Raw genomic sequence first — 12,493 nt, forward strand, 5'->3', positions numbered from 1 at the left:
GAGGTTGAAAATGGCCATGGCTTACCCCGACAACGATAGCGACTTCAGTGACCAGGACCCGCAGGAAACCCGGGAATGGCTCGACGCCCTGGGCTCCACCCTCGACGCCTGCGGCCCGGAGCGCGCCCGCTACCTGCTCAAGCGCCTGGAGGAATATGCCAGGGAACACGGTATCAGCCGCGAGGCCCAGGCCTTTTCCGCCTACCGCAACACCCTGTCCCTGGAGCAACAGGGCACCTACCCCGGTGATCTGCCACTGGAAGAACGCATCACCGGGTTACTGCGCTGGAACGCCCTGGCCATGGTGGTTCGCGCCAACCAGGCCTACGGCGAACTGGGTGGACATATCGCCAGTTACGCGTCGGCGGCGGAAATCTTCGAGGTGGGATTCCAGCATTTTTTTCGCGGGGATGGCGACGACGGCCAGCGCAATGCCGACCTGGTGTTCTTCCAGCCACACTCGGCGCCCGGGGTGTATGCCAGGGCGTTTCTCGAAGGGCGCCTGAGTGAAGAGCAACTGGCCAACTACCGCCAGGAAATCAACGGTCCCGGCCTGTGCTCCTACCCTCATCCGTGGCTGATGCCGGACTTCTGGCAGTTCCCTACCGGGTCCATGGGCATCGGCCCCATCAGCGCGGTGTACCAGGCGCGGTTCATGCGCTATTTGCAGCACCGAGGCCTGAAGCAGACCGATGGGCGCCACGTCTGGGGCGTGTTCGGCGATGGCGAGATGGACGAGCCGGAATCCATCGCCGGCCTGTCCCTGGCCGCCCGGGAGCAATTGGACAACCTGACCTTCATCGTCAACTGCAACCTGCAACGCCTCGACGGCCCGGTGCGCGGTAACGGCCAGATCATCCAGGAACTGGAAGCGTTGTTCGCCGGCGCCGGCTGGAACGTGATCAAAGTTCTGTGGGGCTCGGAGTGGGATGCGCTGTTCGCCCGCGATACCGAACATGTGCTACTCAAGCGCCTGGCGGCGACCCCCGATGGTGAATTCCAGACCCTCGGCGCCCATGACGGCGCGTATAACCTGGAGCACTTCTTCCAGAAGGACCCGAACGTCCGGCGCCTGGTGGAGCACATGAGCGCTGAGGAAATCAACGCCCTCAAGCGCGGCGGGCACGACTTGCGCAAACTCTACGCCGCCTTTGCCGCCGCCAAGGCCTGCAAGGGCCGACCGACCGTGATTCTGGCCAAGACCAAGAAAGGCTTTGGCATCGGCGCCGCCGGCGAGTCGCGAATGACTGCGCACCAGGCGAAAAAGCTCGATATCACTGCCCTGCTGACCTTCCGTGACCGCTTCCATCTGCCGCTGACGGATGAGGACGTCGCGCAACTGCGTTTCTATCGTCCGCCGGAAAACAGCCCGGAGATGCGCTACCTGCATGCCCGGCGCCAGGCCCTGGGCGGGCCATTGCCGGCGCGCAAGCACCAGGCGCCAACGATCCCGGTGCCGCCGCTGGACGTCACCGGCGGCTTTGCCTTGCAGGCCGAGGGCAAGGAGATGTCGACCACCATGGCCGCCGTGCGCCTGCTCACCGCCTGGCTCAAGGCCCCGCAATTGGGGCCGCGGGTGGTGCCGATCGTCGCCGATGAAGCGCGCACCTTCGGCATGGCCAGCCTGTTTCGGCAGATCGGCATTTACTCGCCCCACGGGCAGTTGTACGAGCCGGAAGACAGCGGCTCGATCCTGTCTTATCGCGAATCGCGCAATGGCCAGTTACTGGAAGAAGGCATCACCGAAGCCGGCGCCCTGTCGTCCTGGGTCGCGGCGGCCACCTCCTATTCGGTGCATGGCGAGCCGATGCTGCCGGTGTACATCTACTACTCGATGTTCGGCTTCCAACGGGTCGGCGACCTGATCTGGGCTGCCGCCGACCAGCGCTCCCGGGGCATTTTGCTGGGGGCGACCGCCGGTCGTACCACCCTGGGCGGCGAAGGCTTGCAGCACCAGGACGGTTCCAGCCTGGTGATGGCCTCGATGGTGCCCAACTGCCGCGCCTGGGACCCGTGCTTTGCCGGGGAGCTGGCGGTGATCCTCGACCACGCTGCGCGCCGCCTGCTGGAGGAACAGTGCGACGAGTTCCACTACGTGGCGGTGATGAATGAGAACTACCCCCAGCCATCGATCGATGCCGACCGGCACGACGATATCCTGCGCGGCCTGTACCGCTATTCGAGCAGCAGCACGGAGGCTTCGCGGATTCGCCTGCGGCTGCTGGGCTCCGGGACCATCCTGCGGGAGGTGATCGAAGCCAGCGCGATCCTGGCCCGGGACTGGAACATCGACAGCGAGGTGTTCAGCGCCACCAGCTTCAGCGAACTGGCACGCCAGGCTCGCGAAGTCGAGCGCGACAATCGCCTGCAGGCCGGCGCCCAACGCAGCAGCCAGCTGGATAAATACCTGGGCGGCACACAGCCGGTGATCGCCGCCACCGACTACATCCGCGCCTGGCCACAACTGATCGCCCAATACCTGGAAGCGCCCTACACCACCCTGGGCACCGACGGTTTCGGGCGCAGCGATAATCGCCACAACCTCAGGGAGTTCTTTGAGGTGGACCGGCACAGCATTGTCATTGCCGGCTTGAAAAGCCTGGTGGACCACGATGGCCTCGACCCCGGCGTACTCGCCGAGGCGATCCGGCGCTACAAACCCGACCCCGCGCGCACCGCGCCCTGGGATCGCTGAATCACCTGCAACACCTTATGAATCGTTACCCACAGGAGTGGAACCCCCATGAGTCGTATCAACAACACAACCACCCGCCTGCTCAGCGCCATGATCCTCGCTGGCCTGTCCTGCCATACGCTGGCGGCCGACAGCATCAGGATCGGCATCGCCGGCCCCAAGACCGGCCCGGTGGCGCAGTACGGTGACATGCAGTTCAGTGGTGCCCGCATGGCCATCGAGCAAATCAACGCCAAGGGTGGCGTCGACGGCAAGCAACTGGTGGCCGTGGAATACGACGATGCCTGTGACCCCAAGCAAGCGGTGGCGGTGGCCAACAAAGTGGTCAACGACGGCATCAAGTTCGTGGTCGGCCACCTATGCTCCAGCTCGACCCAACCGGCGTCTGACATCTACGAAGACGAAGGCATCGTCATGATTACCCCCGCCGCCACCAGCCCGGAACTGACGGCACGCGGCTACCGGATGATCTTCCGCACCATTGGCCTGGACAACGCCCAGGGCCCGGCGGCGGCGCGCTACATCACGGGCCTGAAACCGGCCAGCGTCGCGGTCCTGCACGACAAGCAGCAATACGGCGAAGGCATCGCCACCTCGGTCCGCGACATCCTGGGCAAGGAAGGCATCAAGGTCGCGATGTTCGAAGGCCTCAATGTCGGCGAGCGTGACTACTCCTCGATCCTGACCCGGCTCAAGCAGGCCAATGTCGACTTCGTGTACTTCGGCGGCTACCACCCGGAAATGGGCCTGCTGCTGCGCCAGGCCAGGGAGAAAGGCCTCACCGCCCGCTTCATGGGGCCTGAAGGCGTGGGTAACGACTCCATCTCGCAAATCGCCAAGGATGCCTCGGAAGGCATGCTGGTGACCCTGCCTAAATCCTTCGATCAGGACCCGGCCAACCAGGCCCTGGTGCAAGCCTTCGAAGCGAAGCAGGAAAACCCTACCGGGCCGTTTGTCCTGCCCACCTATTCGGCGGTCGAAGTGATTGCCGGCGCCATCGCGGCTGCCAAGAGCGAAGACCCGGAGAAAGTGGCCGAGGCGATCCATGGCGGCACCTTCAAGACCCCCACCGGGGACCTGAGCTTCGATGAGAAAGGCGACCTCAAGGACTTCAAGTTCGTGGTCTACGAATGGCACTACGGCAAGCCAAAGACCGTGGCCGAAGACAGCGCAGGGCTCTGACCGATCCGCTGTGCAAGCCGGCCCGCCTGGCTTGCACAGTCGTTGCACAACCTCCCGCCGCACCCGCCCTCCCATCGTCACCCTCAAGACTCCTGAGCAACAGGCGCAAGCCGTCCGTTGACGCCGGGAGAGATCTTGCCCATGCCGACCTTGCGTAATGCCTGTCGCTACGCCGGGCGTCGGGCGGGATCGAGCCAGGCTGGTATCGTTTGTCCATCGCCCCCTGATTGCCGACTGACGCCAGGCGTGATTGAAGGGTGCTATCTGCCTTCGAGCCAGGCTTCAAACTCAGTCTGCACACGGGCGTCCTGGCTGGGTGCGTAATAGACCAGCCGTAAATGCCGGTCGACGTCGATGGTCAACGTCGTATGCTCGAACGAGACTGTTCCAAATGACGGAATGCTGAGCTGCCGAATCCCCTGGCATGGGCCATGGATATCCTGTCGGCGCCACCATTCCTTGAACTGTACGCTGGCTTTTTCCAGGCCACGCACCAGATCCGCGACATCGCTCTGCTTGGAAGCATGAACGAAGTCCCTGCGAAAACCCGAGAGCATTTGCATCGCCTGATCCTCCCAGGGGCACAGTAACGAGCGCATGTTCTCATCGGTAAACAGCATCCAGAGCAGGTTGCGCTGCTCGGGTGATGTGTCCGAGAAGTTGAATACTTTATCGCCCGCCCGATTCCAGGCGAGAACGTCCCAACGCAGATTCAGGACATACGCGGGGCGTAGCGGCATGTCTGCCAGCAACCGGTGGATGATCTTCGGAACGACACACCAGGTGTGTGCCTGTTCTACCGGGGCACGCTGATAGGTGAGCAGGTAGAGATGCCTGCGCTCCACGGCGTCGAGTTTCAGGACCCGACACAGATTGTCGAGAAAGGCCGGAGATACCCCGATATCGCGGCCTTGCTCGAGCCAGGTATACCAGGTCAATCCAACGCCAGCCAATGCCGCGACTTCCTCGCGACGCAACCCTGGCGTCCTGCGCCGCCCGGTAGTTGGCAATCCGGCTTGCTCGGGCGAAACGCGTTCCCGGCGGCTTCGCAGAAACGCAGCCAGCTCTCCACGCGTGCGTTCAAGAGTCCTTCCCATTACCCAGTTGCTCCGCAGTAACAGCATAAGTTGTAGATATTGTAACAATACTTAGCTTGCTAAAGAATCCAGCGCTCCGGGGCTAACCACGCGTCCCACCCGATTTCGCCAAGGATGAATCTGATGTTCAAGACAATACCCCCTTCGGTCTACCTGATCGCTGTCGGCGCCTTCGCGCTGGGCATGGCCTCCTACGTAACGGCTGGCCTCATTCCGATGATTGAACAGGCATTTGGCGTGCAAGTCGCCGTGGCAGCCCAATTGGTGACCGTGTTCTCATTGGCCTATGGCATCGGTTCGCCTGTCGTCGTGGCCCTCCTCCCTCCACATCGACAGCGGTTCGGGTTGTTGTGCGCCCTGGCAATCTTCGTCCTGGCCAATGCGGCCAGCGCTGTTGTAGATGACTTCGCTGTGCTGCTGGTGTGTCGGGCGGTGGCCGGGCTGGGGGCCGGGGTTTACCTGGCGACGGGTATCACGGCGTGTGCTGCGCTCTCTGCGCCGCAGCAGCGCGGCAGGGCGATCGCCGTCATCATGGGAGGGATGGCCTGCGGAACCGTTCTGGGGGTCCCCCTCAGCCTGCTGCTTGCCAGTCAATCCGGGTGGCAGGCCGCGCTATGGCTGGTGGCGCTGCTGGGGGCCGCCGCATGGTTGGGGTTACTGGTCAAGCTCCCGGTGATCCCTGCCGGGCCGGGGATGACGCTCCATCGCAAACTCTCCTTGCTCGCTGACAGGAAGGTGATGACCATCCTTTTGGTTTCTCTGCTGGCCGCCGTATCCAGCCTGGGCATGTACACTTTCATCGCCCCATTCATGCATGATCCCGCGCATGGTGGCGTCGATAGCGTGACACCCTATCTCTGGATCTGGGGCCTTGGCGGGGTAGTGGGTAGCTTCCTGGTTGCCCCGTTGGTAGAGCGTATTCAAGGGCCATTGCTGACCCTCATCATTATGCTGGTATTGACTGCATCGCTATTGGTGTTGCCAGCGGCAGCCGCCCTGTCGCCCTGGCTGGCCATGATTCCTGTCGCTGTCTGGGGATGTGTGGGTTGGGCCCTGCAGATTCCCCAAAACAACGAACTGCTCGCGGCACGCGATCGACACGGCGATGGCAATCTGGCTGTGGCCTTGAATGAATCGGCACTGTATATGGGCAGTGCATTGGGCGCGGGCGCTGGAGGCTTACTGTTGTTGCTGGAGATGCCAAGCTGGACACTGGCGATCAGTGCCGCAGCCGTGGCATTGCTGGGCGCTGTATTGCAGATTCTGAATGTGCGCGCCAGTCGATCCCATTCGCTGGAACGTGCGTTTGGGCCTTCAGCCCGTTAACCGGTTGCGCGACGCATCAAACTGGACATCATCGACTTCAAGGAGAAATCTGCAATGCAGAGCACCGCCCGTACCATCGAGCACTACATTCTGGCCAAGGATGGCAACCGTCCCGATCTTCTGCGTCAATGCTTTGCTGCCCATGCAACCCTTGAAATGGTTGTGCGCACAGGTGCCATCTCATTCCCCCCGACGGTCGACGGCCGGGCCGGCATCGCCGACATATTGGTACGCCGCTTCGGCCAGACCTACGAAAACGTCTACACCTTCTGTCTTGGTGCCCCACCAACGACAGGCGCGACCACACATAGATGCAAATGGCTGGTCGGCATGTCAGTCAAGGCCACTGGCGAACTGCGCGTAGGCTGCGGGGACTATCTTTGGCGGTTCCTGCCGGAATCAGGGCTCGCAGAACACCTGAGCATTACGATCGAGCACATGCAGGCTTGTCCTGCACAGGACCTGGAACCGGTGATGGATTGGCTACAGCGCCTCAATTATCCATGGTGCCTGCCAGGCGACATGATGGCTGCGGCGCCGCCGCTTGGTGCCCTTGATCAGGTGATTGAATACCTTGAAGGCTGAGCGGCAATGACCGGCTGCCCAAGGTCCGCCTGAGTGTCCGGCTCCCACGGAGCCGGTATTTCAGTCAGCGGCGGGCGCTGTTGCAGCGTCCGCTCCCCATTGGGCATCGGGGTTTCAGTCCCTGCGTTTCTCGATGCATTCACGGCGCAGGGTCAGGTTGTTGATGTCCATGCAACTGACCGCGTAATCATCGTCATCGCCTTTGTTCTTGCCCTTGTTCTTGGACTTGTCGCAATTGCCGTTGGCATTGCAATTGCCTTTGCCTTTGTTGTCGTTGTCATAATCGCTGTTGTTCTTGAGACAGTTCCTGAGCTCACTCGCACTGTCCGCATCATCACAATCGGAACCTGCAAATGACATCGATGGCAACGTCAGGGACAACATGAACGTGCAGGCAAGTGCCGCTACGATTCGCATATCTGGACTCCTGGGTAGAATGCTTTAACCGGCAAAGGTTACGTTGGTCAGCGCCGTCTGACTATAGCAAACACCCGAAAACTAGCCGCACACCCCTGCCCTGCTGGCGGCAACGCCAACCCCATGCCCTGACGCGCCACGGCCCTGGGGAGCAAGGCTCGCCAAGGCCGTGTGCCTGATAGGGGCGGTCCGCGAACGGTTACACCGCTGGAATCAAACCCTCACATTACGCGCCGGTGCCGACGTACGCTGGCGTGTCTCCCAGGCATCGGCCAGCCCCACCGGTGCATCGGAGGCCGGTAACGTCTGGCGTCCGCGAATCAGGTCGCTGGCGCGCTCGGCGAGCATGATGGTGGGCGCATTGAGGTTGCCGTTGGGCTCCGTCGGGAACACCGACGAGTCGACCACCCGCAGCCCCGCGATGCCCCGTACCCGCAGGTCGGAATCGACCACCGCCATGTCGTCCTCGCCCATGCGGCACGAGCCACACGGATGGTAGGTGCTCTCCAGGTTGTCGCGTACGAACGCATCGATCTCGGCATCGGTGTTGACCAGCGGGCCGGGGGCAATCTCGCCGTCGCGGAAACTGTCCATCGCCGGCTGGCCGATGATCTCCCGGGTCAAGCGGATGCAGCGGCGGAAACCTTCGCGGTCCTCTTCGCGTTGCAGGTAGTTGAACTGGATCAGCGGGTGCTCGTACGGGTCGGCGGAACGCACGCGCACGTAGCCGCGGCTCTTGGGTTTGTTCGGCCCGGTGAGCACCATGAAGCCGTGGCCCTTGATCGGTTTGTTGCCGTCGTAGCGCATGGCCGCGGGCAGGAAGTGGAACTGGATGTCCGGCCAGCGCAGCCCTTCCTCGGACCGGATGAAGCCACCCGCCTCGAAATGGTTGGTGGCGCCCAGGCCATCCTTGAACAACAGCCAGCGCAGGCCGATCAACAGTTTGCTCAGCGGGTCCATCTTGCTGTTGAGGGTGACCGGCTGCTTGCAGCCGAACTGGATGTAGACCTCGGCGTGATCCTGCAGGTTTTCCCCGACGCCCGGCAGGTCATGCAGCAACTCGACCCCGGCGGTGCGCAGTACCTCGGCCGGGCCGATACCGGAACGTTGCAGCAGGTGCGGCGAACCGATCGGTCCGGCCGACACGAGGATTTCCCGCTTGCAGCGCACCTCATGGGTCTGGCCCTGGTGGTCGTAGAGAATGCCCACCGCGCGCTTGCCCTCGAAGACGATCCGCCGGGTCATCGCCTTGGTGATCACCGTCAGGTTCGGGCGTCCCATGGCCGGGCGCAGGTAGGCGTTGGCCGTGGAGCAGCGCACGCCGTTCTTCACGGTCATGTGCATGGCGCCGAAGCCTTCCTGCATGAAGCCGTTGCAGTCGTCGGTCTTGATGTAGCCGGCCTGGGCACCGGCTTCGACCCAGGCACCGTACAACGGGTTCTTCATGTTGTTGCCGTTGGTGGTGTGCAAGGGCCCGCTTTGCCCGCGATAGCTGTCGCCACCGGCTTCATAGCTCTCTGCCCGCTTGAAGTACGGCAGGCAATTGCGGTAGCCCCAGCCCTGGGCGCCGAGCGACTCCCATTCATCGAAATCGTAGGCGTGGCCCCGGATGTACACCAGGCCATTGATCGAGGACGAGCCACCCAGCACCTTGCCGCGCGGACAGTGGATGCGACGCCCGTTGAGGTAAGGCTCCGGCTCGGTTTCGTAGCGCCAGTTGTACTTCTTGGTGTTCATCGGGATCGAGAACGCACTGGGCATCTGGATCACCACGCTCTTGTCACTGCCGCCGAATTCCAGGACCAGCACCGAGGTGGCCGCATCTTCGCTCAAGCGGTTGGCCAGCACACAACCTGCCGAACCGGCGCCGATGATGATGTAGTCGTATTGTTGGATGGCCATGGTTATCTCCCGACCTTCGATTCAGTGAATACGGACGACGTGCGCTGGGTCAGCGAGTCACCGGTGGTGTATTGCGGCGAGGTGATTTCGATGTGCTGGATCACCGCTTCTTCGCGCGTCAGGTCGATGGAGCGGCTGAACCAGTAGTACACCAGCCCCGACACGATCAGCCCGACGAGCCAGGCGATGTCGATACTGCCCAGGGCCTTGGCGAGCGGCCCGACATACACCTCGCGCTGCTCGACGCCGTCGTAGATGTAGAAGAACGGGATCATGGAGATGAAACCGATCGCGTACGCCGCGATGCCACGCAGGCCCCAGTTGCCGTAGATGTTGCCGTGGGGCATGAAGAAGTGCGGGATGGCGTAGCGGCCCTTGCGCACGAAGAAGTAGTCAGTGAGGTTGACCGAGGTCCACGGCACCAGGAAGTACAGCATCACCACCAGGTAGATACCCAGCACCGACAAGCCCTTGCCGCTGCTCTGGATGCTCAGGGCCACGCCCAGTTGCAGCAGGATCACGAACGCAATGGCCAGGATCCGCGCCTTGCGGGTCGGTTCGATGTGCCAGATGGAGTCGACGCAGGTCAGCGTGGTCAGCTTCGCGCTGTAGATGTTCATGGCGATCACCGGCAGGAACGCCAGGATGGTAATCACCACCACCGCCGTGCCCATCAGTGGCGATACGGTGTTGCCCACTTGCCCCAGGGCCACCAGCACATCGGTGGAGTGCAGGTGATCGGCCAGCCAGCCACCCACCGAGATCATCCAGGCACCGGACAGCGAGGCCCCGAGAAACACCACGGCGATCAGTTTGCCGCTGGAGGTGTTCTTCGGCAGGTAGCGCGAATAGTCGGACACGTAAGGGGCGTAGGCGATGTTGTAGCTGGCTGCCGCCGCGAACTGGGCGATAAAGCCGGTCCAGTTGAAGCCCAGGGGGGCTGCCTCTGCCTCGCCGGCCGCGAGTACCGGCAACGGCGCATCGGGCACCCACCCCATCATCACGGCCAGGGTCACCAGGCCGTACAGCGGGATCGACAGACACAAGGCCCATTTGAAGCTGCGGTGCATCCAGTCATGGCCGAGGATCGCCAGGACCGCCGCCGGGAGGGTCACCGCCACGGCCACCACCACGGGGTTGAAACCGAAGAGCGTGTGCAAGCCCTGCATCATCAACACCAGGTTGACGATGTTGAAACCGGCGAACACAAACAGCGTCGCCAACAGCACCAAGATCACCCCGCGATAGCCGAACTGCGCGCGGGACTGGATCATCTGCGGCAGGCCCAGGTGCGGGCCCTGGGAGCCATGAAAGGCCATGAACAGCGTGCCGAACATAATGCCCAGCGTGCCGGCCAGGGTGGTCCACAAGGCGGTCAGGCCAACGCTGGGGCCGACGAAGCCGATGGTCATGGTGAAGAAGGTGAAGTTGCCGAGGAACCAGAACGGGCCCTGGCTCGACAGCTTGTCGCTGCGTTCGTTTTCGGGGATGAAGTCAATCGAATGCCCCTCGACGACTGACTTGTCGTCGAGGGTGGACACGCTCGTGGCTGACTTGGCGTTAGTGTTCATGATGGACTCTTATTGTTGGAAGATCATGACGAGAAAACCGCATTCTTTTGCAGGCCCTGTAGGAGCGAGCTTGCTCGCGAAGAACTCAAATGCGCCGCGTTTAACCAGCAAGCACGCGTTTTCGTTAACGACCTTCGCGAGCAAGCTCGCTCCTACAAGGGATTGAGTCAGCCTTGACTCAGGGAAGCGTGATCCAGACTGCCTTGGTTTCGAGCAGATAATCGAGCTGCTCTGCGCCCAGGTCCTTGCCGAACCCGGACTGCTTGTAGCCGCCGAACGGCATCGACGGATCGAGGGTGCCGTGGGCGTTGACGTAGACCGAGCCTGCCTTGAGGCGCGGGATCAGGCTGTGCACCTTGCCCAGGTCATTGGAATACAGGGCTGCCGCCAGGCCGTAAGGCGAGTCGTTGGCCAGGGCCAGGGCCTCTTCCTCATCGTCGAACGGTGCCGTGACCAGCACCGGGCCGAAGATCTCTTCCTGGACGATGCGCATGTCGTTGCGGCAGTTGGCGAAGATGGTCGGTTCGACGAAGAAGCCCGGGCCATCGACCGGCTGGCCGCCATAGACCAGTTCGGCACCTTCCTGCTTGCCGGTTTCGATGTACTCGCTCACGCGCTGCTTTTGCAGGGCCGAGACCAGCGGACCGATGAAGCAGTCCGGATCCATGCCGGGGGCCATTTTCAAGGTGCGCGTATAGGCGATCAGTTCGCGCAGGAATTCGTCATAGACGCTGCTATGAATATAGGCCCGCGTGCCGGCATCGCATACCTGTCCGGAGTTGAAAAACACGCCGTTGGCGACCGCTTGAGCCGCGGCGGGAATGTCCGCATCGGCAAACACGATCACCGGTGATTTCCCACCCAGTTCCAGGGTCAGGCGCTTCATCTCGTCCAGCGCGGCGCGGCCGACGGTGCGGCCGACCGGGGTCGAGCCGGTGAAGGTCAGCTTGTCGATGCCCGGGTGCGTGGCCATGGCCGCGCCGACCACGCTGCCGCGCCCGGTGACGATGTTGATCACGCCGTCGGGGATGCCGGCTTCCTGCACCAATTCAGCGAAACGCAGGGCCGACAGCGAGGTCAGTTCGGCGGGTTTGACCACCACCGTGCAACCGGTCGCCAGCGCCGCACCGAGTTTCCAGGCCATGGTTTGCAGGGGGAAGTTCCACGGCACGATGGCGCCGACCACGCCCACTGCTTCCTTGCGGGTATAGGCCAGGTAGTTGCCCGGCAGCGAAGGTTCGACGGTGCGCCCATGGAGCTTGGTGGCCCAGCCGGCGAAGTAACGCAGGGTATCGACCGTGCCCTGGATATCGACGTCCCGGGCAAAGGCTGCTGACTTGCCCATGTCGATCGACTCGATTTCGGCAAGCTCAGCGGCGTTGGCTTCGATCAGGTCGGCCAGGCGCTGGATCAGCCGTTCGCGCTGCGCCGGTTTCGCCTGGCGCCACTCACCGCCGTCGAATTGCGCGCGGGCCGCTTGCACGGCGCGGTCGAGGTCATCGGTAGTGCCCATGGGAATGCGTGTGATCAGGCCCTCGGTGGACGGCTCGATGACGTCGGAGGTCTGCCCGTCGCTGGCCTCGACCCATTGGCCTGCGATGAACATCTTCTGGACCTTGCCGAGGAAGGTCTGGGTGGCTTCGCTGACGCCGAATTTCTGCAGGTAGTGCTTGACGATCGTGTCCATTTTTATTCTCTCTGCCCGGCAGTCAGGGGCT

The 12,493-nt window shown here is 62.6% G+C and carries 9 protein-coding genes; 4 read left to right on the top strand and 5 right to left on the bottom strand.

Annotated elements, in window-relative coordinates; genetic code table 11:
• Window positions 1-10: 10 nt before the first annotated feature.
• Both mdeB and CKW07_RS19410 read left to right on the top strand, forming a co-directional pair.
• Complete coding sequence (gene mdeB, locus CKW07_RS19405) at window positions 11-2,695, top strand: alpha-ketoglutarate dehydrogenase (RefSeq protein ID WP_218192036.1); 2,685 nt, start codon at window positions 11-13, stop codon at window positions 2,693-2,695.
• A gap of 48 nt (window positions 2,696-2,743) precedes the next feature.
• On the top strand, window positions 2,744-3,877 hold the full coding sequence (locus CKW07_RS19410; RefSeq protein ID WP_095146589.1) for a branched-chain amino acid ABC transporter substrate-binding protein: 1,134 nt from the start codon (window positions 2,744-2,746) through the stop codon (window positions 3,875-3,877).
• A 260-nt stretch (window positions 3,878-4,137) separates the two neighbouring features.
• Here the strand turns inward: CKW07_RS19410 and CKW07_RS19415 are convergent, their stop codons facing one another.
• A complete protein-coding gene (locus tag CKW07_RS19415) occupies window positions 4,138-4,974 on the bottom strand; it encodes a helix-turn-helix transcriptional regulator (protein WP_095146590.1) in 837 nt (278 codons plus the stop codon).
• Window positions 4,975-5,097: 123 nt separating this feature from the next.
• On the opposite strand from CKW07_RS19415, the gene CKW07_RS19420 reads away from it, so the two are divergent.
• Complete coding sequence (locus CKW07_RS19420; RefSeq protein WP_095146591.1) at window positions 5,098-6,300, top strand: MFS transporter; 1,203 nt, start codon at window positions 5,098-5,100, stop codon at window positions 6,298-6,300.
• A gap of 54 nt (window positions 6,301-6,354) precedes the next feature.
• Complete coding sequence (locus tag CKW07_RS19425) at window positions 6,355-6,885, top strand: hypothetical protein (RefSeq protein WP_095146592.1); 531 nt, start codon at window positions 6,355-6,357, stop codon at window positions 6,883-6,885.
• 114 nt (window positions 6,886-6,999) lie between these two features.
• On the opposite strand, the gene CKW07_RS19430 is transcribed toward CKW07_RS19425, so the two are convergent.
• The 4 genes from CKW07_RS19430 to CKW07_RS19445 all read right to left on the bottom strand — a co-directional run bounded on the left by CKW07_RS19430 (window position 7,000) and on the right by CKW07_RS19445 (window position 12,462).
• Window positions 7,000-7,302 (bottom strand): hypothetical protein, encoded by a 303-nt coding sequence (locus CKW07_RS19430; protein WP_095146593.1) that lies wholly within the window; start codon window positions 7,300-7,302, stop codon window positions 7,000-7,002.
• 213 nt (window positions 7,303-7,515) lie between these two features.
• On the bottom strand, window positions 7,516-9,204 hold the full coding sequence (gene betA / locus CKW07_RS19435) for a choline dehydrogenase (RefSeq protein WP_095146594.1): 1,689 nt from the start codon (window positions 9,202-9,204) through the stop codon (window positions 7,516-7,518).
• A 2-nt stretch (window positions 9,205-9,206) separates the two neighbouring features.
• Window positions 9,207-10,775, bottom strand: coding sequence for a cytosine permease (locus CKW07_RS19440; protein ID WP_095146595.1), 1,569 nt, complete (start codon window positions 10,773-10,775; stop codon window positions 9,207-9,209).
• Between the two features lie 178 nt (window positions 10,776-10,953).
• Window positions 10,954-12,462, bottom strand: coding sequence for an aldehyde dehydrogenase (locus tag CKW07_RS19445; protein WP_095146596.1), 1,509 nt, complete (start codon window positions 12,460-12,462; stop codon window positions 10,954-10,956).
• Window positions 12,463-12,493: the final 31 nt, after the last annotated feature.

Origin of the sequence: Pseudomonas sp. Irchel s3b6, assembly GCF_900187415.1 — a bacterium.
Lineage (GTDB): Bacteria > Pseudomonadota > Gammaproteobacteria > Pseudomonadales > Pseudomonadaceae > Aquipseudomonas.

Coding starts and splice junctions, on each gene's coding strand:
- CKW07_RS19410 (WP_095146589.1), top strand. CDS start 2,744: ATGAGTCGTATCAACAACACAACCACCCGCCTGCTCAGCGCCATGATC.
- mdeB (WP_218192036.1), top strand. CDS start 11: ATGGCCATGGCTTACCCCGACAACGATAGCGACTTCAGTGACCAGGAC.
- CKW07_RS19445 (WP_095146596.1), bottom strand. CDS start 12,462: ATGGACACGATCGTCAAGCACTACCTGCAGAAATTCGGCGTCAGCGAA.
- CKW07_RS19430 (WP_095146593.1), bottom strand. CDS start 7,302: ATGCGAATCGTAGCGGCACTTGCCTGCACGTTCATGTTGTCCCTGACG.
- CKW07_RS19440 (WP_095146595.1), bottom strand. CDS start 10,775: ATGAACACTAACGCCAAGTCAGCCACGAGCGTGTCCACCCTCGACGAC.
- CKW07_RS19425 (WP_095146592.1), top strand. CDS start 6,355: ATGCAGAGCACCGCCCGTACCATCGAGCACTACATTCTGGCCAAGGAT.
- CKW07_RS19415 (WP_095146590.1), bottom strand. CDS start 4,974: ATGGGAAGGACTCTTGAACGCACGCGTGGAGAGCTGGCTGCGTTTCTG.
- CKW07_RS19420 (WP_095146591.1), top strand. CDS start 5,098: ATGTTCAAGACAATACCCCCTTCGGTCTACCTGATCGCTGTCGGCGCC.
- betA (WP_095146594.1), bottom strand. CDS start 9,204: ATGGCCATCCAACAATACGACTACATCATCATCGGCGCCGGTTCGGCA.